At 72.2% G+C, this 21084-nt stretch carries 20 protein-coding genes; 9 read left to right on the forward strand and 11 right to left on the reverse strand.

Translation table 11 applies throughout. From position 1 onward, the window contains the following. Positions 1–100: 100 nt before the first annotated feature. Positions 101–625 carry a carboxymuconolactone decarboxylase family protein gene (locus ACQ9ZG_RS21405; RefSeq protein WP_028416611.1) on the reverse strand — a complete coding sequence of 175 codons (525 nt, stop codon included), beginning with the start codon at positions 623–625 and terminating at the stop codon, positions 101–103. 47 nt (positions 626–672) lie between these two features. Between ACQ9ZG_RS21405 and pdxR the strand changes: the two genes are divergently transcribed. From pdxR to ACQ9ZG_RS21420, 3 genes are all read left to right on the forward strand, one after another. After that, positions 673–2073, forward strand: coding sequence for a MocR-like pyridoxine biosynthesis transcription factor PdxR (pdxR, locus tag ACQ9ZG_RS21410; RefSeq protein WP_499281094.1), 1401 nt, complete (start codon positions 673–675; stop codon positions 2071–2073). A gap of 195 nt (positions 2074–2268) precedes the next feature. After that, on the forward strand, positions 2269–2544 hold the full coding sequence (locus ACQ9ZG_RS21415) for a hypothetical protein (RefSeq protein WP_084997038.1): 276 nt from the start codon (positions 2269–2271) through the stop codon (positions 2542–2544). Between the two features lie 5 nt (positions 2545–2549). Then, on the forward strand, positions 2550–3737 hold the full coding sequence (locus ACQ9ZG_RS21420; protein ID WP_109917228.1) for a glutathionylspermidine synthase family protein: 1188 nt from the start codon (positions 2550–2552) through the stop codon (positions 3735–3737). A 24-nt stretch (positions 3738–3761) separates the two neighbouring features. Here ACQ9ZG_RS21420 and rocD read toward each other — a convergent pair whose 3' ends face one another. Next, positions 3762–4967, reverse strand: a complete 1206-nt coding sequence (rocD, locus tag ACQ9ZG_RS21425; RefSeq protein WP_084992742.1) for an ornithine--oxo-acid transaminase — start codon at positions 4965–4967, stop codon at positions 3762–3764. 487 nt (positions 4968–5454) lie between these two features. On the opposite strand from rocD, the gene trpS reads away from it, so the two are divergent. Together trpS and ACQ9ZG_RS21435 are read left to right on the forward strand one after the other, a co-directional pair. Beyond that, on the forward strand, positions 5455–6447 hold the full coding sequence (gene trpS / locus ACQ9ZG_RS21430; RefSeq protein WP_109914265.1) for a tryptophan--tRNA ligase: 993 nt from the start codon (positions 5455–5457) through the stop codon (positions 6445–6447). A 102-nt stretch (positions 6448–6549) separates the two neighbouring features. Continuing rightward, positions 6550–7140: a 2'-5' RNA ligase family protein gene (locus tag ACQ9ZG_RS21435; protein WP_084992740.1), complete on the forward strand. Its 591-nt coding sequence runs from the start codon at positions 6550–6552 to the stop codon at positions 7138–7140. A 70-nt stretch (positions 7141–7210) separates the two neighbouring features. Here the strand turns inward: ACQ9ZG_RS21435 and dprE2 are convergent, their stop codons facing one another. Beyond that, positions 7211–7966, reverse strand: coding sequence for a decaprenylphospho-beta-D-erythro-pentofuranosid-2-ulose 2-reductase (gene dprE2 / locus ACQ9ZG_RS21440; RefSeq protein ID WP_499281096.1), 756 nt, complete (start codon positions 7964–7966; stop codon positions 7211–7213). A gap of 47 nt (positions 7967–8013) precedes the next feature. Then, positions 8014–9384 (reverse strand): decaprenylphosphoryl-beta-D-ribose oxidase, encoded by a 1371-nt coding sequence (dprE1, locus tag ACQ9ZG_RS21445; protein WP_499281098.1) that lies wholly within the window; start codon positions 9382–9384, stop codon positions 8014–8016. 186 nt (positions 9385–9570) lie between these two features. On the opposite strand from dprE1, the gene ACQ9ZG_RS21450 reads away from it, so the two are divergent. Then, positions 9571–10533 carry a YihY/virulence factor BrkB family protein gene (locus ACQ9ZG_RS21450; protein WP_109914458.1) on the forward strand — a complete coding sequence of 321 codons (963 nt, stop codon included), beginning with the start codon at positions 9571–9573 and terminating at the stop codon, positions 10531–10533. A 1-nt stretch (position 10534) separates the two neighbouring features. Here ACQ9ZG_RS21450 and ACQ9ZG_RS21455 read toward each other — a convergent pair whose 3' ends face one another. After that, complete coding sequence (locus ACQ9ZG_RS21455) at positions 10535–11875, reverse strand: D-alanyl-D-alanine carboxypeptidase family protein (protein ID WP_332836317.1); 1341 nt, start codon at positions 11873–11875, stop codon at positions 10535–10537. A gap of 133 nt (positions 11876–12008) precedes the next feature. Between ACQ9ZG_RS21455 and ACQ9ZG_RS21460 the strand changes: the two genes are divergently transcribed. From ACQ9ZG_RS21460 to ACQ9ZG_RS21470, 3 genes are all read left to right on the forward strand, one after another. Further along, positions 12009–12254 carry an SCO4848 family membrane protein gene (locus ACQ9ZG_RS21460; protein ID WP_015610857.1) on the forward strand — a complete coding sequence of 82 codons (246 nt, stop codon included), beginning with the start codon at positions 12009–12011 and terminating at the stop codon, positions 12252–12254. A 24-nt stretch (positions 12255–12278) separates the two neighbouring features. Continuing rightward, the gene (locus ACQ9ZG_RS21465) at positions 12279–13688 is read left to right on the forward strand and encodes a metallophosphoesterase (RefSeq protein ID WP_499281099.1); all 1410 of its coding nucleotides are present in this window, start codon (positions 12279–12281) and stop codon (positions 13686–13688) included. A gap of 301 nt (positions 13689–13989) precedes the next feature. Then, positions 13990–15543 carry an ABC transporter substrate-binding protein gene (locus ACQ9ZG_RS21470; RefSeq protein WP_028416600.1) on the forward strand — a complete coding sequence of 518 codons (1554 nt, stop codon included), beginning with the start codon at positions 13990–13992 and terminating at the stop codon, positions 15541–15543. On the opposite strand, the gene ACQ9ZG_RS21475 is transcribed toward ACQ9ZG_RS21470, so the two are convergent. The 6 genes from ACQ9ZG_RS21475 to sdhA form a co-directional block, all read right to left on the reverse strand. After that, the gene (locus tag ACQ9ZG_RS21475; RefSeq protein WP_109917011.1) at positions 15530–16312 is read right to left on the reverse strand and encodes a TetR/AcrR family transcriptional regulator; all 783 of its coding nucleotides are present in this window, start codon (positions 16310–16312) and stop codon (positions 15530–15532) included. The genes ACQ9ZG_RS21470 and ACQ9ZG_RS21475 overlap by 14 nt on opposite strands. Before the next feature lie 25 nt (positions 16313–16337). Next, entirely contained in the window at positions 16338–16784 is a 447-nt protein-coding gene (locus ACQ9ZG_RS21480; protein WP_018490926.1) for a hypothetical protein, read from the reverse strand. Positions 16785–16883: 99 nt separating this feature from the next. Next, complete coding sequence (locus ACQ9ZG_RS21485) at positions 16884–17792, reverse strand: hypothetical protein (protein ID WP_499281101.1); 909 nt, start codon at positions 17790–17792, stop codon at positions 16884–16886. Positions 17793–17808: 16 nt separating this feature from the next. Then, on the reverse strand, positions 17809–18408 hold the full coding sequence (locus ACQ9ZG_RS21490; protein WP_109916250.1) for a hypothetical protein: 600 nt from the start codon (positions 18406–18408) through the stop codon (positions 17809–17811). A gap of 148 nt (positions 18409–18556) precedes the next feature. Then, entirely contained in the window at positions 18557–19324 is a 768-nt protein-coding gene (locus ACQ9ZG_RS21495) for a succinate dehydrogenase iron-sulfur subunit (RefSeq protein ID WP_018490929.1), read from the reverse strand. Further along, positions 19324–21078 carry a succinate dehydrogenase flavoprotein subunit gene (gene sdhA / locus ACQ9ZG_RS21500; protein ID WP_028416595.1) on the reverse strand — a complete coding sequence of 585 codons (1755 nt, stop codon included), beginning with the start codon at positions 21076–21078 and terminating at the stop codon, positions 19324–19326. Before sdhA ends, ACQ9ZG_RS21495 begins: the two co-directional genes overlap by 1 nt. Positions 21079–21084: the final 6 nt, after the last annotated feature.

The raw sequence follows: 21084 nt of genomic DNA on the forward strand, positions 1-21084 counted from the left end.
GCGCTGCGCACGCGCACGCGCACCCGCACGACACCGGGGCCCCGGCAGCACACCCGCTGCCGGGGCCCCGGTGCCGTGCTGCCGCCCCCGCCGCGGCCGGTCAGTGCGCGATGTCCCCCGGTGTGTAGTGCCCCGGCACCTGGCGGGTGGTCACTCCGAAGCGGTTCCAGGCGTTGATCACCGTGATCGCGGCGATCAGCCGGGCCAGTTCGGCCTGCTCGAAGTGTCCGGCGGCCCGGGCGTACACCTCGTCCGGGACGAACCCGTCGGTCAGGACGGTGACGGCCTCCGTCAGTTCGAGCGCCGCGATCTCCTTCTCCGTGTAGAAGTGGCGCGACTCGTCCCAGGCGCTGAGCTGGACGAGCCGCTCGACGCTCTCGCCCGCCGCGAGGGCGTCCTTGGAGTGCATGTCCAGGCAGAGCGCACACCGGTTGAGCTGGGAGGCCCGGACCTTCACCAGCTCCAGCAGCAGCGGGTCGAGCCCCTTCCGGGCGGCCGTGTCCAGCCGGACCATCGCCTGGAAGACGTCGGGGACCAGCTCGGCCCAGGGCATTCGGGCGGGGTGCTCGGGGGCGTACGGGGAGGGCGCGGGTCCGTGGGCGTGGTGGACGGGATTCGTCGTCATGGCTTCGACGCTACGGGCCCGGTGGCGCACCGGTATGGTCCATCTCCATGACGGATTCGTGGGCCACTTTCGGCGCCGACCTGCATCTGGAACCGGTCGGTCCGGGGCTGCGCAGCGGGCTGACCCGGGCCCTGCGGGAGGCCGTGCGCGGCGGGCGGCTGGCCCCCGGGACCCGGCTGCCGTCCTCCCGGGCGCTCGCCGCCGACCTCGGCGTCGCCCGCAACACCGTCGCCGACGCCTACGCCGAGCTCGTCGCCGAGGGCTGGCTCACCGCCCGCCAGGGCTCGGGCACCCGGGTCGCGCAGCGGGCCGTGCCACGCCGGGCGGCCCCGGTGGCGGTACCCGCCCGCCCGTCCCGCCCCCGCACCGGCCACCACCTCATGCCCGGCTCCCCGGACGTCTCGGCCTTCCCGCGCACCGCCTGGCTCCGGGCCGCCCGCAAGGCGCTCACCGCCGCACCCGACGAGGCCTTCGACTACGGCGACCCGCGCGGGCGCCCCGAGCTGCGCACGGTGCTGGCCGAGTACCTGGCCCGGGCCCGGGGCGTCCACGCCGACCCGGACGCCATAGTGATCTGCTCCGGCTTCTCCCACGGGCTGCGGCTGCTCGGTACGGTCCTGCGCCGGCGCCGGGTGCGCGAGATCGCCGTCGAGTCGCACGGGCTCGGCCACCACCGCGCCCTCCTCACCGGCACCGGCCTGGCCACCCCCTGCCTGGAGGTGGACCACCTCGGCGCCCGGACCGGGGAGCTGGCCGCGATGCGCGGTGCCGGGGCGGTCCTGCTCACCCCGGCACACCAGTTCCCCTTCGGCGTGCCGCTCCACCCGGACCGGCGGGCCGCCGCCGTCGACTGGGCCCGCGCCACCGGGGGCCTGATCCTGGAGGACGACTACGACGGGGAGTTCCGCTACGACCGGCAGCCCGTGGGGGCGCTCCAAGGACTGGACCCCGAGCGGGTGGTGTACCTCGGCACCGCCAGCAAGTCCCTCGCTCCCGGGCTGCGGCTGGGGTGGATGGTGCTGCCCCGGAGCCTGGTGGAGGAGACCGTGGCGGCGAAGAGCGCGGCCGACTGGACCTCCGGGGCCGTGGAGCAGCTGACGCTGGCGGAGTTCATCGCCTCGGGGGCGTACGACCGGCATGTGCGCTCCATGCGGGCGCGCTACCGGCGCCGCCGCGACCAGCTCGTCGCCGCTCTGGCCGAACGCGCGCCCGGCGCCGAGGTCGGCGGGATCGCGGCCGGGCTGCACGCGGTCGTCGAACTCCCCGCCGGGACCGAGCGTTCGGTGATCGAGGCGGCCGCCGCCCGGGGCCTGCCCCTGGAGGGCCTCGCGGAGTTCCGCCACCCCGACGCCCCGGCCGGCCGCGACGCCCTGGTCATCGGCTACGGCGCACCGTCGGAGAGCGCCTGGGCGGGGGCGCTGGACGCGCTCTGCCGTGCGCTGCCGTAGCCCGTGCCCCGGCCATGCCCCCGCCGCACCTCCGGCCGGACCCCGGCCATGCCCCGTCGGGCTTCCCGCCGCATCCCCGCCGTACGCCCGGATGTTTGCGGCTTTCGAACCGGCGCACCCTACAACTAGTCTGACAAGACGTCCGGCGTGAACGGGGTGCCGGGCCGTACCACGTACCACGGGGGAGAACTGAACATGGCACCACGAAGGCTGAGGTCGAGCACGGTCGTGCTCGGCGGCATGGGGCTGCTCGCCCTGACGATCACCTCCTGCGGCTCGGAGCCGGACCGGCGGTGCGCCGACCGGACGACCCAGAAGACCCTGCCCAGCTCCGAGTGCCGCAGCGGCGGCAGCGGCTCGTACTACTACGGCGGCGGCAAGGGCGGCGACGGCAAGGTCCAGGGCGGCAGCTTCGACAAGTCGGCGGTCGACCGGGGCGGCTTCGGCTGCACCAAGTCCGGCGGAGGCTGAGCCCGGTGGAGCGCCGCACGATCGCACCGCGCCCCGGCTGGCAGCAGACCGTCGAGTCCCAGGGGCTCGTCTACCCGCTCACCCGCCACCCGGACGGTTCGCTGCGCCCCTACTGGGACGAGAGCGCCTACTACGTCTTCTCGCTGCCCGAGGTCGAGGCGCTGGAGGAGACCGTCGAGGAGCTGCACACGATGAGCCTGGCCGCCGCCGCGCACATCGTGGAGCGGGACCGGTTCGCCGACCTCGGGATCACCGACCCGCGCCTGGCCGCCCTGGTCGCCGAGTCCTGGCGCCGCCGCGACGAACTGCCCTCCCTGTACGGGCGGTTCGACCTGCGCTACGACGGGGACGGCCCGGCGAAGATGCTGGAGTACAACGCCGACACCCCCACCTCGCTGGTGGAGGCGGCCAGTCCGCAGTGGTTCTGGATGGAGGAACGGTTCCCCGGCGCCGACCAGTGGAACTCGCTCCACGAGCGGCTGGTCGGTGCCTGGAAGCGGCAGGCGCGCCTCTTGCCGCGGGGCCCGGTCCACTTCGCGCACTCGGAGGGCGACGAGGCCGGCGAGGACCTGATGACGGTCGCGTATCTGCGCGAGACCGCCCAGCAGGCCGGGCTCGACACCGAGGCGCTCTCCGTGGAGGAGATCGGCTGGGACCGGCTGAGCGGGCGGTTCGTCGACGACCGGCTCCGCTTCATCCGCAGCTGCTTCAAGCTCTACCCGTGGGAGTGGCTGACCACGGACCGGTTCGGGCCGCAGGTGCTGGAGACCCTCGACAACGGCGGGGGCTCCGGCACCACCTGCTGGATCGAGCCCGCCTGGAAGATGCTGCTCTCCAACAAGGCGCTGCTGGCGGTCCTCTGGGAGCTGTACCCGGGACACCCGAACCTGCTGCCCGCCTATCTCGACGGCCCGCGCGAGCTGGCCGGGCCCGGCGGGGCGGGATACGTCTCCAAGCCGCTGCTGGGCCGCGAGGGCGCCGGGGTCGACCTGCACGGGCCCGGTTCCCCGGCCGTCCCGCGCGAGGAGCCGTGCTGCTACCAGGAGCTGGCTCCGCTGCCCGACGTCGACGGCAACCGGGTGGTGCTCGGGGCGTGGGTGGTGGAGGACGAGGCGGCGGGGCTCGGCATCCGGGAATCGGCGGGGCCGGTCACGGACGAGTACGCCCGCTTCCTGCCCCACGTCATCCTCTGACCCTTCGGTCCTCTTCCGAGCGGTTCAGACGCTGAGCACCGTACGCAGCCGGTCCAGTCCCCAGTCCAGGTCCTCCTTGGAGATCACCAGCGGCGGGGCGATCCGGATGGTCGAGCCGTGGGTGTCCTTCACCAGCACCCGCTCCGCCAGCAGCCGTTCCGAGATCTCCCGGCCGGTCCCCAGGGCGGGCGCGATGTCGACGCCCGCCCACAGCCCCCGGCCGCGCACGGTCTCCACCGCCCCGCCGCCCACCAGCAGCCCCAGCTCCCGGTGGAGGTGGTCGCCCAGTTCGGCGGCGCGCTCCTGGAACTCCCCGGTCCGCAGCATCGCGATCACCTCCAGCGCCACCGCGCACGCCAGCGGGTTCCCGCCGAAGGTGGAGCCGTGCTCGCCGGGCCGGAACACCCCGAGGACCTCCGCCGAGGAGACCACCGCCGACACCGGGACCACCCCGCCGCCGAGCGCCTTGCCCAGCAGGTACATGTCGGGCACCACGCCCTCGTGCTCCAGCGCGAACGTCCTCCCGGTACGCCCCAGCCCCGACTGGATCTCGTCCGCGACGAAGAGCACGTTCCGCTCGCGCGTCAGCTCCCGCACCCCGGGCAGATAGCCGGCCGGAGGCACCAGCACACCGGCCTCGCCCTGGATCGGTTCGAGCAGCACCGCCACGGTGTTCTCGGTCATCGCCTCCCGGAGCGCGGTGAGATCCCCGTACGGCACGATCTCGAACCCCGGGGTGTACGGGCCGTAGTCGGCCCTCGCCTCCGGGTCCGTGGAGAAGCTGACGATCGTCGTCGTGCGGCCGTGGAAGTTGTCCGAGGCCACGATGATCTTCGCCATCCCGTCCGGGACGCCCTTCACCCGGTACCCCCACTTGCGGGCGGTCTTCACCGCCGTCTCCACGGCCTCCGCCCCGGTGTTCATGGGCAGCACCATCTCCATGGAACACAGCTCGGCCAGCTGCGTGCAGAAGTCCGCGAACCGGTCGTGGTGGAAGGCCCGGGAGGTCAGCGTCACCCGCTCCAGCTGGGCCTTGGCCGCGTCGATCAGCCGGGGGTTCCCATGGCCGAAATTGAGCGCCGAGTACCCGGCGAGCAGGTCGAGGTAGCGGCGCCCCTCGACATCGGTCATCCAGGCGCCTTCGGCCGAGGCCACGACGACCGGCAACGGGTGGTAGTTGTGCGCGCTGTGCGCCTCGGCGGAGGCGATGGCAGTTTCCGTGGCGGACACGGGATCTCCGTTCGTCGTACGGCGTGGGCGTGGGGTGGTGCCCACTTTGTATCGTCGGTCACATCCGGCGCGGGGAAACCTTCACTCTCCGGCGCGCCCGCCCGCGCAGCCCCCGGCGCAGCGCCGCACGCTCCCCGGCGCACGCGTCCCGTGCTGTGGCACGCCCTCCCCGCCGCGGCCGGTCCACTCGCCCGCCTCCGCACCGGCCCGCGCACGCGCCCTGTGCGGCCGCGCGCGCTTCCCGTACGCCCACCTCCCGACGGCCCCGCGCGCGCTCCGGCGGCCGGAATGTGTGCTTCGTCTCAGGCGCGCGCTCCCGGGGCGTGAGCGGCCCCGCGCCCGAGCGGGTGCGCCCCCGCTGCGCCCCGCACCGGCTGCCGGAGATGGCCCCCGCACCTGAGACAATGGGCCCATGGCCTCTGATCGCCCCGCGCTCTCCACCGACCAGCCGCAGACGGGCCGCCCCGGCGCGCCCGCCCGCCCCCGTGTGCTCTCCGGGATCCAGCCCACCGCCGGCTCGTTCCACCTCGGCAACTACCTGGGCGCGGTGCGCCAGTGGGTGGCGCTCCAGGAGACGCACGACGCCTTCTACATGGTCGTGGACCTGCACGCGATCACCGTCCCGCAGGACCCCGCCGAGCTGCGGGCCAACACCCGGCTCGCGGTGGCGCAGCTGCTCGCGGCCGGCCTGGACCCGGAGCGATGCACGCTCTTCGTGCAGAGCCATGTGCCCGAGCACGCCCAGCTCGGCTGGGTGATGAACTGCCTCACCGGCTTCGGCGAGGCCTCCCGGATGACGCAGTTCAAGGACAAGTCCGCCAAGCAGGGCGCCGACCGGGCCACCGTCGGCCTCTTCACCTACCCGGTCCTCCAGGTCGCGGACATCCTGCTCTACCAGGCCAACCAGGTCCCGGTGGGCGAGGACCAGCGCCAGCACATCGAGCTGACCCGGGACCTCGCGGAGCGGTTCAACGGCCGGTTCGGGCGGACGTTCACCATCCCGGCGCCGTACATCCTCAAGGAGACGGCGAAGATCTACGACCTCCAGGACCCGGCGGTCAAGATGAGCAAGTCGGCCTCCACGCCGAAGGGCCTCATCAACCTGCTCGACGACCCGAAGGCCACGGCCAAGAAGGTGAAGAGCGCGGTCACCGACACCGACACGGTGATCCGCTTCGACGCCGAGAAGAAGCCGGGCGTCAGCAATCTGCTCACCATCCTCTCCACCCTCTCCGGCAGCTCCGTGGAGGAGCTGGAGCGGTCGTACGAGGGCAAGGGCTACGGGGCGCTCAAGACGGACCTGGCCGAGGCCATGGTGGAGTTCGTCACTCCGTTCCGGGCCCGCACCCAGGAATATCTGGACGACCCGGAGACGCTGGACTCCATTCTGGCCAAGGGAGCGGAGAAGGCCCGGGCCGTCGCCGCCGAGACCCTGGCGCAGACGTACGACCGGATGGGCTTCCTGCCCGCCAAGCACTGAGTCCAAGGGCCCTGGCGAGATCGGGGCCCGAGGGGCCACACTTGCGGCGGCAGGTCGTGGCGCAAGGCCGGAAATCGACCATCGACGACGGAGGAGAACGACGTGGGGACCGTAACGCTCGGCGTTTCGATCGCGGTCCCGGAGCCCTACGGCAGCCTGCTCCAGGAGCGGCGCGCGAGCTTCGGGGACCCTGCCGCCTACGGCATTCCCACCCACGTCACCCTCATGCCGCCCACCGAGGCGGAGGCGGCCGACCTGCCGGCGATCGAGGCGCACCTCGACCGGATCGCCATGGCCGGCCGCCCCTTCCCGATGCGGCTCTCCGGCACCGGCACGTTCCGGCCCCTCTCCCCGGTGGTCTTCGTCCAGGTGGTGGAGGGCGCCTCCGCCTGCTCCTGGCTCCAGAAGCGGGTCCGGGACGCCTCGGGGCCGCTGGTGCGCGAGCTCCAGTTCCCGTACCACCCGCACGTCACCGTGGCGCACGGCATCTCCGAAGAGGCGATGGACCGGGCCTATGCCGAGCTGGCCGACTACGAGGCGGCCTGGACCTGCGGCTCCTTCGCCCTGTACGAGCAGGGCGCGGACGCGGTCTGGCGCAAGCTCCGCGACTTCCCCTTCGGCTCCGGCGGCAACACCCCCGCCGTCCCGGCCCAGGGCGGCTACACGCTCGACGCGCCGTCGCTGCGCCCCTGACCCGGGGCCGCCGCCGGAGAGGACCCGCCGGTCGGAGCCGCTGCCGGCCGCGGCCGCCGACGGGTGCCGGTCAGACCGGCAGCCGCCGGAACAGCGGGCGCGGCACGTGCCGCAGCGCCGACATCACCCCCCGCAGCGAACCGGGCACCCACACCGTCTCCGACCGCCGCCGCAGCCCCGTCACGATCGCCCCGGCGACCGCCTCCGGGGTGGTGGTGAACGGCTGCTCCGGCCGCCCGGCGCTCGCCCGCGTCCGTACGGGCCCGGGGCGCACGATCAGCACCTGTACGCCGGTGCCCTGGAGCGCGTCCCCCAGCCCTTGGGCGAAGGCGTCGAGCCCCGCCTTGCTGGAGCCGTAGATGAAGTCGGCGCGCCGGACCCGCTCACCGGCCACCGAGGAGAGCACCACCAGCGAACCGTGCCCCTGCGCCTGAAGTGCGCCGGCGCACACCAGCCCCGCCGAGACCGACCCGGTGTAGTTGGTCTGGGCGACCCGCACGGCGGCCGTCGGCTGCTCCTCGTCCCGTGCCTGGTCCCCGGTGACCCCGAACGCCATCAGCACCACGTCGATGTCCCCCTCCGCGAAGACCTTCCCGAGCACCTCCTCGTGGCTGTCGGTGTCCAGCGCGTCGAAGGCGACCGTACGGACGTCGGCGCCCCGGTCGCGCAGCTCGACGGCGGCGGCGTCCAGGGCGGGGGAGGGGCGGCCCGCCAGCCAGACCCGGCGGGTGCGCAGGGCGATCAGGCGGCGCGCGGTGGCGAGGGCGATCTCGGAGGTGCCGCCGAGGACGAGCAGGGACTGCGGGGCACCGAAGGCGTCCTTCACGGAACACTCCTGTTCAGGGAAAACGTGACTACGGGGGGCGGGGCGGGTCACAGGTCGAGCCGGCGGGCCAGGTCCGAGCGGAACGCCCCCGTCGGGTCCAGCTCCGCCCGCAGCTGCCGGAACTCCGGAAGCCGGGGGTACATCGCGGCGGCGGTCTCCGGGCGCATCCGGGAGTCCTGCGCCAGGCAGACCCGGCCCCCGGCCGCCGCCACCTCCGCGTCGAGCCCGTCCAGGAAGCGGCCCAGCCCCGGCAGCGCGGCGGGCAGCTCGACGGCGAGCGCCCACCCGGGCGCGGGGAACGACAGCCACCCCGGGGAGGCGGCGCCGAACCGCTGCAGCCCGGCCCGGAGCGCGGGGCAGCGGCGCGCCGCGATCCGCCGCACCACCCGGCCCAGCGCCTCCTCCTGCCCGTACCCCACCGTGAACCGGTAGCGCACGAGCCCGGAGCGGCCGGTGGACAGGGCGTACAGCCGGTGCAGCCGGTCCGCGGCCGGGGCGGCGTCCAGCGGGTGGAAGAAGGCGGCGGGCGTCCGCAGCTCACCGCTCCGCGCGCGGGGCGCACTCCGGTAGCGGACCTCGTCCGCCAGAGTGGCGGCGGCCGGGCCCAGCAGCCCGCCGGGCAGGGCCGACAGAGCGGCGGCCCACGGCTCACGCTGTCGCCGAGTCGCTGTGCGCCGGGCGTGCGCCGGTAGCACGGCGAGGGGCGCATGCTCCCCCCGGGTGAGGACACCGCGCCCGGCAGCCCGGCCCCGCGCGGAGAGGTCGACCCAGGCGGAGGCGTACGGCATCCGGTCGCCGCCGGACGTGAACCGCGCCAGCAGGTCGTCCAGATCGCGGGCCCGCTCGGTGGAGACGGAGATCAGCCCGGTCGCCACCCGCTTCAGCCGCAGCGTGGCGGAGAGGATCACGCCCGTCAGCCCCAGCCCGCCGGCCGTCGCGTCGAAGAGGGCGGTGCCGGGGGCCACTGTACGGACCTCGCCGTCGGCGGTGAGCAGCTCCAGCGCGACGACGTGCCGGGCGAGCGAACCGGCGGCCGGGTGGTCGAGGCCGTGCACGTCGGAGCCGATCGCGCCGCCCACGGTGATCCGGCCCGTCCCCGGCACGACCGGTGGGAACCAGCCACGCGGCGGCAGCACGCGCAGCAGCCGCTCCAGGCTCACCCCCGCATCGCAGCGGACGGTCCCCGCCACCTCGTCCAGGGCGCGGATCCGGTCCAGCCCGGTCATGTCGAGCACCGAGCCGCCCGCGTTCTGCGCCGCGTCCCCGGGGGCCCGCCCGAGCCCCCGGGCGAGGGCGCCCCGGGGGCCGCGGCCCCGGACCACGGCAGCCGCCTCCTCGTACGTACGGGGGCGGAACCGTACGGCGGTGGTCGGGGCGGTGCGGCCCCAGCCGGTCAAGGACACCGTGTCGACGGACATGCCCGTGACCGTAGCCCCGGCCGTATGACACGGGAAAACCTATTCGTCCCCTTTGTTACACCCCTCACCGGAATGGGTGATGAAGCGCGTGTCACCGGGGCGAGGCGTGGTCCGTCCGGACGCGTCCGGAAGAGTCCTCGGTGCGGTCCGACGGTTTTCCGGGCCCGGGAGGGTACGCGTACGTCCATGGACTGGCTCAAGAAACTCCCCGTCGTCGGGCCGCTCGTCTTCCGGCTGATGGAGACGCACGCCTGGCGCTCCTACGAGCGGCTGGAGAAGGTCCACTGGGCCAGGCTCGCCGCCGCGATCACCTTCATCAGCTTCCTGGCGCTCTTCCCGCTGATCGCGGTCGGCGCGGCCATCGCGGCCGCCCTGCTGAGCGACCAGCAGCTGGACACCATCAAGGAGAAGCTCGCCGAGCAGGTGCCGGGCATCTCCGACCAGCTGGGCATCGACGGCCTGGTGGCCAACGCGGGGACGGTCGGTCTGGTGGCCGGTGCGCTGCTGCTGTTCACGGGCGTCGGCTGGATCGGCTCGATGCGGGAGTGCCTGCGCGCGGTCTGGGAGCTGGACGAAGTCCAGGAGGCCAACCCGGTCGTCGCCAAGCTCAAGGACGCCGTGCTCCTGGTCGGCCTGGGCGGCGCCGGACTCGCCACCCTCGCGGTCTCCACGGTCGGCTCGACGGCCGTCGGGTGGACCGCCGAGCGGCTCGGCATCCCGGAGGGCGGGGCGGGCGGCGTCCTGCTCCGGGTGGCCGCCCTGCTGGTGGCGGCCCTGGGCGGCTTCCTGCTGATGCTCTATCTGCTCTCGCTGCTGCCCGGGGTCGAGCCGCCCCGGCGCCGGCTGGTGGTCGCGGCCGTGATCGGCGCGGTCGGCTTCGAACTGCTCAAGCTGCTGCTCGGCAGCTATATGAAGGAGGTCGCGGGCAAGAGCATGTACGGGGCGTTCGGCGTGCCGATCGCGCTGCTGCTCTGGATCAACTTCACCGCGAAACTGCTGCTGTTCTGCTCCGCCTGGACCGCGACCGGCTCCAAGGAGGAGGAGCTGGAGCCGGCCGGGGAGCCGGAGAGGGCGCCGGAGGACGGCCCGGGGAACGCGGAAGCCGCCGGGCCCGTGGAGGGCGCCGGCGGCTCCACCCGCACCGCCTGAGTCACTCCCCGGCGGACTTCTCCGGCTTCTCCGGCTGGTCCTTCGTCTCCGGCCGCTCGTCCTCCGGCCCGCCCGCCGTTCCTTCCTGCGGGCGGCGGGCCAGGCCCGGCACCGGCCAGCGGCGGTTCACCAGGAACACCCCGGCAGCCAGGAGCACCAGCACCCCGCCGACGACCGCCAGCGCGATCCCGACGCCCCCGGAGCCCTGCCCGGCCGCCGCCGCGTGCGCGGCCTTCGCCTGGCCCCCGGAGCCCTGGTCCGCCCCGGCCGCCGGCTGCGCTCCCTTGCCGCCGGAGACCGTACCGGCGCCCGTGTCCACGGACTTCGGCGGCACCAGCTCACCGACCGGCCGCACCTTGCCGCTCGCGGAGAAGCCCCAGTCGAGCAGGTGGGCCGCCTCCTTGTAGACGGCGTGGCTCTCGTCCGCCGACGGGTTCATCACGGTCACCAGCAGCACCCGGCCGTCGCGCTCGGCGACGCCGGTGAAGGTGTTGCCGGCGTGGGTGGTGTAGCCGTTCTTGACGCCCGCGATGCCCCGGTACGGGTCGACGCCGTTGTCCCCGGTGATCAGCCGGTTGGTGTTCTGGATCTCGAAGGTCTCGCGCTTCTTCCCCTTCTGCTCCCCGGGGAAGTCGGCGGAGGCCGTCGCCGCGTACTCGCGGAAGTCCTTCTTCTGCATCCCGCTGCGGGCGATCAGCGTCAGGTCGTAGGCGCTGGAGACCTGGCCCGGCGCGTCGTACCCGTCCGGCGAGACCACCGTGGTGTCCAGCGCCTGGAGCTCCTCGGCGTGCCGCTGCATCGCCGCCACCGTCTTGGGCACGCCCCCGTACATCTCCGAGAGCACGTGCACCGCGTCGTTGCCCGACCGCAGGAAGACCCCGAGCCACAGATCGTGGACCGTGTACGAGTGGTCCTCCTTGACGCCCACCAGGCTGCTGCCCTCGCCGACGCCGGTGAGGTCGCTCTCCTTGACCTTGTAGGTCAAGGAGGTCGGCTGGAGCGCGGGCAGGACCGTGTCCGCGAAGAGCATCTTCAGGGTGGAGGCCGGGGGCAGCCGCCAGTGGGAGTTGTGCGCCGCCAGCACCTGGCCGCTCTCCGCGTCCGCGACGATCCACGAGCGGGCGGTCAGGTCCTTCGGCAGCACGGGTGCCCCCGGGCCGAGGTTGACCTGGGTGCCGTTCATGGAGAGCTGCTCGCCCCCGACGCTCGACATGATGTGGTTCGGTACGGGCTGCTTGTCCTTCTCCTTGTCCTTCTCGGCCGCCGACGCGGGAGCAAGGACAAGAGTGGACATCACTGCGGCGGAGGCGACCGTCAAAGCGATCTTTTTCAGAGCGGGCACGGTCGAAAACGTACAGGGCGAAAATGTGGATGAGGACCCGGACCGGCTGACCCGCCGGAGGGATGGCCGGGACTGCTCCTTTCGGACGCCACCCCGGACGAGGGGCCGCGAGGGCGGCGGCGATACTGGACCCATGAAGCTCAGCCGCCCCGTCTCCTGGTTCCTGCTCGTCTTCGGGGTGTGGAGCTGGTTCATCTGGATCACTTTCGTCAAGAACCTGTGGCAGGACGGCAGCGGGCTCGCGTTCGACGACGCGGGCGAGCCGACCGGGTACTTCTGGGTCCACCTGCTGCTCGCCATCACGTCCTTTCTTCTGGGGACGGTGGTCGGCGCGATCGGGTTGCGTGGTGTCCGGGCCTTGCGCGACGAGCGCGCATGACGACAGGAACGTAGGGAAGCACGGATGGCAGCAGTGATCTTCGCCCTGGTGGCGCTCGTGGTGCTGGCGCTGCTGGCGAGTGTGCACCGCTATGTCTGGCGCCGGCTGGTCGGTGACACGACGGCACCCGGCAGCGCCCTGCGTACGGCGGGCACCGTCGCGGCCTTCGTGCTGCCCCTGCTGAGCGTCGGGGCCATGACCTCCGGCCGGATCGGGGCGCCCTTCTGGCTCCAGCAGGTGCTGGCCTGGCCGGGCTTCCTCTGGCTCGCCACCCTGCTCTATCTGACGCTGGCCCTGCTGGTGGGCGAGTTCGTCCGCCCGGTGCTGCGCCGGGCGCTCGAGAGGCGCGACGCGGCCGCCGCGGACCGGACCACCGCCGCGCTGTCGTCGGAGGCCGTCGCCACGACGACAGGCGGAACCCGGCCCCGTACGGAAGAACTCGTCCCGGCCGGTCCCGCCCCCTCCGCCGCCTCGGCCGACCCGGACCCCGAGACCACCCCGCCCGCCGAACCGGAACCGGAATCATCCGCTCCCGACCCCGCCACGGCCACCGCGCCCGCGACCGCCGACGCCTCCACCGCCGGCGCCCCCGCCACCCCCCTCGCACACCCCTCCCGCCGGCTCTTCGTCTCCCGGGTGGTCGGCGGGGCCGCTGCCGCCGCCGGGCTCGCCACCGTCGGGTACGGGGCCGCCGACGTGCTGAGCGGGCCGACCGTGAAGCGCGTCACCGTGCCGCTGGCCAAGCTGCCCCGGGCGGCCCACGGCTTCCGGATCGCCGTGGTCAGCGACATCCACATCGGCCCGATCCTCGGCCGCGCGCACACCCGGCGGATCGTCGACACGATCAACTCCACCTCGCCCGACCTGGTCGCCGTCGTCGGTGACCTGGTCGACGGCTCCGTGGCCGACCTCGGCTCCGCCGCCGAGCCGCTGGCCGGGCTCCGCGCCCGGCACGGCAGCTTCTTCGTCACCGGCAACCACGAGTACTTCTCCGGTGCGGAGCAGTGGGTGAACCACGTCCGCGAGCTGGGGCTGATCCCGCTGGAGAACGCCCGGGTGGAGATGGGCGGCTTCGACCTCGCCGGGGTCAACGACATCGCGGGGGAGACCGAGGGCCAGGGCCCCGACTTCGGCCGGGCGCTCGGGGACCGGGACCGCTCCCGGGCCGCCGTCCTCCTCGCCCACCAGCCCGTCGTCATCCACGACGCGGTCGAGCACGGCGTCGACCTCCAGCTCTCCGGCCACACCCACGGCGGACAGCTCTGGCCGGGGAACTACCTCGCGGAGCTGGCCAACCCGACCGTCGCCGGGCTCGAACGGTACGGCGACACGCAGCTGTTCGTCTCGCGCGGCGCGGGCGCCTGGGGACCGCCGGTACGGGTCGGCGCCCCGGCCGACATCACCGTCGTCCAACTCGCCTCCCGGCAGGCCTGAGACGCGCCTCCCGCCGGGCCCGGAACCCGCTCTCCGAACCTCCCCGACGTTGCGGTTGCGATCATGCACGCTTCAACAAAACTGCACCGTAACGTCACCCTCAGCTACGGAAAACCCCTGGTCAGGGGCGGGAAACGGCCTTTTCGGACACGGTCCGTCGACCGTGTCCAATAAAAGGCTGTGAGTACCCTATTTACTCTTCCGGATGTGAAAATCGTGTGATTGGGTAAGCGCGAACGTGCGGCGCTGTGCGTGTCTGCGCGCAACTGCCGTGGTGGGGCTGGTAAGGGAGAGCACGGCAATGCGGTCGGTCCGGGTACGGATTCTCGCGATTCTCGCGGTTTTGGTCATCGCAGGCGTGGGGGCCTGGCAACTTCTCCCGACAGGGGAGGCGAAGACCGACGCGATCACCGTCGGGACATCGGACATCGTCTCCTCGCTCGACCCGGCCGGCGCGTACGACGCGGGCTCCTGGGCGATCTACAGCAACATCTACCAGTCGCTGATGACCTTCAAGCCCGGTGCCATCGTGCCGGAGCCGGACGCGGCGGAGAGCTGCGCGTTCGTCGGGCAGAAGCTCCAGACGTACCAGTGCAAGCTCCGTGACGACCTGACCTTCTCCAACGGCCGGAAGATCACCGCCGAGGACGTCAAGCACTCCTTCGACCGGATCTTCACGATCAAGTCGGACGTCGGCCCCGCCGGTCTCTTCCCGACCCTCGACTCGGTGACGACCGAGGGGCGGACGATCACCTTCAACCTCTCCACCAAGGACGCGACCTTCCCGCAGAAGCTGGCCACCGGCGCCGCGGCGATCGTCGACTCGACCAAGTACCCGGCGGACGAGCTGCGCAAGGGCAACCAGGTCGACGGCTCCGGCCCGTACGTCCTGCGCTCGTACGAGTCGGGGACCCGCGCCGAGCTGGTGCCGAACCTGAAGTACAAGGGCGCTCTGAAGAAGACCGGCCAGGCCGTCACCATCAACTACTTCAAGGCCTCCGAGGACCTGCTGACGGCGTGGAAGAACGGCGACATCGAGGTCGCCCACCGCCAGCTGCCCTCCGAGACCCTCGCCGAGCTGGACGAGGGCGACCCGGACGTCCGGGTCACGGAGGCGGCCAGCGCCGAGATCCGCAACATCATCTTCAACACCCGCGACGACTCGCCGTTCGGCACGAAGAAGGTCCGCCAGGCCGTCGCCGCGCTCCTCGACCGGGGCCCGCTGGTCAGCAAGGTCTACCAGGGCACGGTCCAGCCGCTGTACTCGCTGATCCCCACCGGCTACATCGGGCACAGCACCCCCTTCTTCGACGCCTACCCCGCCTCCGACCCCAAGCGCGCCGAGAAGCTCCTGGCGGAGGCCGGCGTCGAGACCCCGGTCCCCGTCAACTTCGCCTACCGCGAGGGCGACATGTACACCAAGGAGACCGCCGAGCTGCGGCGCCAGCTGGAGAAGGACGGGCTCTTCAAGGTCTCCGTCAAGGCCGTCGAGTGGACCCGCTACCAGAAGGGGTACGCGGCCGGTGAGTACGACATGTACACCGTCGGCTGGTTCCCCGACTTCCCGGACCCGGACACCTTCAGCCAGCCGCTCGTCGGCACCGGCAACGTCCTGCACAGCGGCTACTCCAGCAAGAAGATGGACCGGCTGATCGCCGCCACCCAGCAGTACAGCGACCGCGGCCGCACCTCCAACGACTTCAAGGAGATGCAGAAGCTGGTCGGTGAGGACGTACCGCTGCTGCCGCTGTGGCAGAAGAAGGACTACGTCGTCGCCAAGACGGGCGTCGCCGGCTCCCAGTACCTCTCCGACGGCACGGGCTTCTGGCGTCTGTGGGAGCTCAACCGGATCTGACCGGGCGCTCCTCGTGCCCGTCCCGGCCGTCCGGGACGGGCATGAACTCCACCAGCAGCGCGTGGACCTGCCGCACGAGCGGTCGCAGCACCCGGAACCGGGAGAGCGCGATGGCCCGTGCGGCGATCGGCGCGGTGCGCTCGACCAGCCGTCGGGTGCGCTCCGCGCCCGGGGAGCGGTCGTAGACCCAGAACAGCACCAGCCCCATCTGCATCAGCCAGAGCAACTCGGGCAGCAGCGGGGCCAGTTCGGGATCGCTCTTGGTGCTCGAACCGGCGAGGGCCTCCCGGTGCAGCGAGATCGCCGCCTCCCGGGCCGCCACCGACTCGTCGGAGAAGGGGGAGAGCGGGCTCTCCGGGTCGGCCGCGTTCTTGAAGAACTGGGCGGCGAACCGGTGGTACGGCTCCGCCACGTCCAGCCAGACCAGCAGCAGCCCGCGGACCCGGTCGGCCAGCTCGCTCTCCGCCGCGAGGACCGGCCGCACCGCCTGCGCGTGCTCGGCGGCGATGCGGTCGTAGAAGCCCTGGACCAGGTGCTCCTTGGAGGAGAAGTAGTAGTAGGCGTTCCCGACGGAGACGCCCGCCTCCTGGGCGATGGCCCGCATGGTCGTCCTGTCGTACCCGCGCTCGGCGAAGAGCCGCAGGGCCGTCTCGAGAATCAGCGTGCGGGTCTGCTCGCTCTTCGCGGCCTTGCCGGACGGTGTGCTCCGGCCGGTCCCGGCGGGCTTCGGAGCCCCGTTCTCCTGCACGTTCTTCTCTTCCTTCACCACGGACCCCACACTAGCCGCGAGGCCGTCACTGCCGGGGGCCGGGCGCCGGGGCGGGTGCGGCCCACGGGCCCGGGCCGGTCGGCGGGGCCCAGCCGCGCGGCGGTACGGGCGGGGCCTGCCGGTGCTCCATCGCGCCCCGGCGGCGGATCCGGCTGAGCACCCACACGTTGCCCAGGTGCATGATCCCGAGGACCAGCAGGACCACGCCCACCTTCACCGAGAGCGCCTCCAGCAGCTCGCGGGCGTCGGCCACCCCGTCGGCGTTCCTGAGGTAGAGCGCGACGAACCCGAGGTTGACCAGGTAGAAGCCCACCACCAGCAGGTGGTTGACGGCTTCGGCGAGCTTCTCGTTCCCCTTGAGCACGTCGGCGAGGAAGACCTTGCCGTTACGGCTGAGGGTGCGGGCGACCCAGACGGTGAGCGCCACGCTGATGAGCAGGTAGACGACGTACGCGACCACAGTGAGGTCCATGCCCCACCCTCCTTTGAACGCGTTCAAAACTCCTTGTGGGCATGACTGTAGACCCCTTCTTGAACATGTTCAAGAAGGGGTCTACAGGGGTGCTCCGCGTCAGAGGGGCTTCGGCGCGGGCTCCGAGGGCTCCGGCTCCTCGGCCACGGGCTCCGGCGGCTCGGTCAGCGCGTCCGCGATCTCCGCGCGCAGCGCCTCACCGCGCAGCCGCGGCAGCTCCGCCAGCATCCCGGCCCACTCCGCCACCGAGGAGTCCACCGCCTCGCGGAACCCCCGCTCGACCGGCTTCCGGGCGAAGAGCAGCCCCACCGCCGCGACCGGCCGCAGCAGCCACCGCCCGCGCACGCTCAGCACGACGGTGACCCGCCAGGAGCCGTCCCCGGTCGCGCGCGGGGTGACCGTGAGACGGGCCTTGCCGAGCCGGTGGACGGCCGTGCCGACGACCGGTGCCCGGGCGGCCGGGGGAGCCGCCGGGGGCAGGTCCAGCGCCGCCCACCAGGCGTGCAGGTCGGCCTTGGCGCGGCCGGAGAAGCGGTACAGGGAGCCGCCCTCGGGGTTGTGCCCGTCGAGGGAGAACTCCAGCGACTTCGGGGCCCGGGGCTCCCGCAGCCGTACTCCCACACGCATGGACATGCCCTCGTCCACCGCGTGGCTCTCCACCGCGATCACCCGGGAGGGCCGCCACTCGCGGAGGACGGCGGACTCCACGGCGGGCTCCTGCGGGGCCTTCTCCGGCGGGGCGGCGGAATCCGGGGCGCCACCCTTCCGCAGGGCGGCGGGCTCCGCGGCGGGCTCCTTCTCCCCGGGTGTCTCCCCGTACTCCGCCCCCGGCTGCAGATGACGCCCCTTCAGCAGCCGCAGCCCGTGCACCGGGCGCCCGTCGGGCAGGAGGATCGCCCCGTCCTGCTCGCGGGAGGCCTCGAAGAGGTCCACCACATGTCCGGCGGTCTCCTCGAACCAGCCGCGGTCCAGGGCGGCGACGGTGACCGTGTGCTCGAAACGTGCCATGACCGGGTGGCCCCGCTCAGACGCTCATCGAACGGGCCTGGTTGACCTGGCCCATCACGGCGGGGAAGGTGTGCGGGCCCATGGCCGGGATCATCGTGCCGTGGTGCCGGCCGCCGCTGGTGACGGTCACCTGCACGAAGCCCACGGTCCGCTTCTCCTTCATCAGCAGGAAGAGCAGGCCGATCAGGCAGAACAGGGCGAAGACGATCGCCAGCACGATCGCGTGCGCCGGGATCTTCTCCTCGGTGCGCGTCATGTCGGTGGCCGTCCAGACCGCCCCCCTGAGCGGCATCGTCCCCGACGGGGTCACGATCGCGTCGCTCAGGACCGTGATGTCCCCGATCGACAGCATCGGCACCCCGCCCTGGCCGGGCACGCCCTGGGGCACGGGCAGGTACGCACCGGGCATCGTCGGCTGCGCCGGGTACGGATAGCCGTAACCGGGACCGGGCTGGGTCGCGGACTCGGGGAGCGGCTGGGGATAGCCGTACGCGGGCGTGGCGCCCGGCGAGGGGTAGCCGTACGCCTGGCCGTCGGCCACCGTCGGCGGGTGGGCGGGCTGCCGGGGAGGACCCCACTTGTAGGCGTCGCCCGGTCCGGGTTGCGGCTCGCTCATGGGGATCCCCGTTCTCTGTGCGCGTCAGGCTCCGCACGACCGTACCGCTCGTATCGCCCGTACGCAGCAACGGGCCCCGCCCGCCGGGGTCATGACGACCACGGCGGACGGGGCCCGCGAAGATGCCGCGCGGAGATCCGCGCCCGGATCAGAAGCGACGCGTGATGAGCGCGCGCTTCACCTCCTGGATCGCCTTGGTGACCTCGATGCCACGCGGGCAGGCGTCCGTGCAGTTGAACGTCGTACGGCAACGCCACACGCCGTCACGGTCGTTGAGGATCTCCAGCCGCTGCTCACCGGCCTCGTCGCGCGAGTCGAAGATGAAGCGGTGCGCGTTGACGATCGCCGCCGGGCCGAAGTACTGGCCGTCGTTCCAGAACACCGGGCACGAGGACGTGCACGCGGCGCACAGGATGCACTTGGTGGTGTCGTCGAAGCGCTCGCGGTCCTCGGGGGACTGCAGGCGCTCGCGGGTCGGCTCGTTCCCCTTGGTGATGAGGAAGGGCATCACATCGTGGTAGGCCTGGAAGAACGGGTCCATGTCGACCACGAGGTCCTTGAGGACCGTGAGGCCCTTGATGGCCTCGACCGTGATCGGCTTCTCCGGGTTGATGTCCTTGATCAGCGTCTTGCAGGCGAGCCGGTTCTTGCCGTTGATCCGCATCGCGTCGGAACCGCAGATGCCGTGGGCGCAGGAACGGCGGAACGTCAGGGTCCCGTCGAGCTCCCACTTGATCTTGTGAAGGGCGTCGAGGACACGCTCCTTCGGGTCGATCTCGATCTGGAAGTCCTGCCACTGGACCTCGTCCGACACCTCGGGGTTGAAGCGGCGGATGCGGAACGTGGCCGTGATGAACGGGGAGTCGGCGAAGCCGGCCTCGGCGTTGCCGGTCTTGTCCAGGGTCGGGGTAGCCATCAGTACTTACGCTCCATCGGCTGGTAGCGGGTCGTCACGACCGGCTTGTAGTCGAGCCGGATCGACTCGGCGCCGTCGGCGGCCACCTCGCGGTACGCCATGGTGTGGCGCATGAAGTTGACGTCGTCGCGGTTCGGGTAGTCCTCGCGGTAGTGACCGCCGCGGGACTCCTTGCGGGCGAGCGCGGAGACCGCCATGACCTCGGCCAGGTCGAGCAGGTTGCCCAGCTCGATGGCCTCCAGCAGGTCGGTGTTGAACCGCTTGCCCTTGTCCTGGATGGACACGTTGAGGTACCGCTCGCGCAGCTCGGCGATCTTCTCGACCGCCGTCTTGATGGTCTGCTCGGTGCGGAACACCATCACGTTGGCGTCCATGCACTCCTGCAGCTCCGTGCGCAGTTCGGCGACCCGCTCGGTGCCCGTCGAGTTGCGCAGCCGCTCCACCTGGTCGGCGACGAGCTGGGCCGGGTTCTCGGGCAGCTCGACGAAGTCGCTCTTCGCCGCGTACTCGGCGGCGGCGATGCCCGAACGCCGTCCGAAGACGTTGATGTCGAGCAGCGAGTTGGTGCCGAGGCGGTTGGCGCCGTGCACGGAGACACAGGCGACCTCGCCGGCCGCGTACAGGCCCGGGACGACGGTGGTGTTGTCGGCCAGCACCTCGCCCTCGACGTTGGTCGGGATGCCGCCCATGGCGTAGTGCGCGGTCGGCTGGATCGGGATCGGGTCCGTGTAGGGCTCGATGCCGAGGTAGGTCCGCGCGAACTCGGTGATGTCCGGGAGCTTGGCGTCCAGCTGCTCCGGCGGCAGGTGCGTCAGGTCCAGGTAGACGTGGTCGCCGGCCGGACCGCAGCCGCGGCCCTCGCGGATCTCCGTGTAGATGGAGCGCGAGACGACGTCGCGCGAGGCGAGGTCCTTCATGACGGGCGCGTACTTCTCCATGAAGCGCTCGCCGTCCTTGTTGCGGAGGATGCCGCCCTCACCGCGGGCGCCCTCCGTCAGCAGGATGCCCATGCGCCAGATGCCCGTCGGGTGGAACTGGAAGAACTCCATGTCCTCCAGCGGCAGACCGCGCCGGTAGCAGGCGGCCTGGCCGTCACCGGTCAGGGTGTGGGCGTTGGACGTCACCTTGAAGAACTTGCCGGTGCCGCCGGAGGCGTAGATGACCGACTTCGCCTGGAAGACGTGGATCTCGCCGGTCGCCAGCTCGAACGCGACGACGCCGGCGGACTTCTTGACCCCGTCGACCTCGGTGATCAGCTGGTCCAGGACGTAGAACTCGTTGAAGAACTCCACGCCCTCCTTGACGCAGTTCTGGTACAGCGTCTGGAGGATCATGTGGCCGGTGCGGTCGCCCGAGTAGCAGGCCCGGCGGACCGGGGCCTCACCATGGCTGCGGGTGTGACCGCCGAAGCGGCGCTGGTCGATCTTGCCCTCGGGCGTGCGGCCGAACGGCAGGCCCATCTTCTCCAGGTCGAGGACGGCGTCGATGGCCTCCTTCGCGAGGATCTCGGCGGCGTCCTGGTCGACCAGGTAGTCGCCGCCCTTGATCGTGTCGAAGGTGTGCCACTCCCAGTTGTCCTCCTCCACGTTGGCGAGCGCGGCGGCCATGCCGCCCTGCGCGGCGCCCGTGTGGGAGCGGGTGGGGTAGAGCTTCGTCAGCACGGCGGTGCGGCTGCGCTTGGTGGCCTCGATGGCCGCGCGCATGCCGGCGCCGCCGGCTCCGACGATGACGGTGTCGTACTTGTGGATCTGCATGGTTTT

The sequence above is a fragment of the Streptomyces araujoniae genome (assembly GCF_050871195.1).
Classification (GTDB): domain Bacteria; phylum Actinomycetota; class Actinomycetes; order Streptomycetales; family Streptomycetaceae; genus Streptomyces; species Streptomyces bacillaris.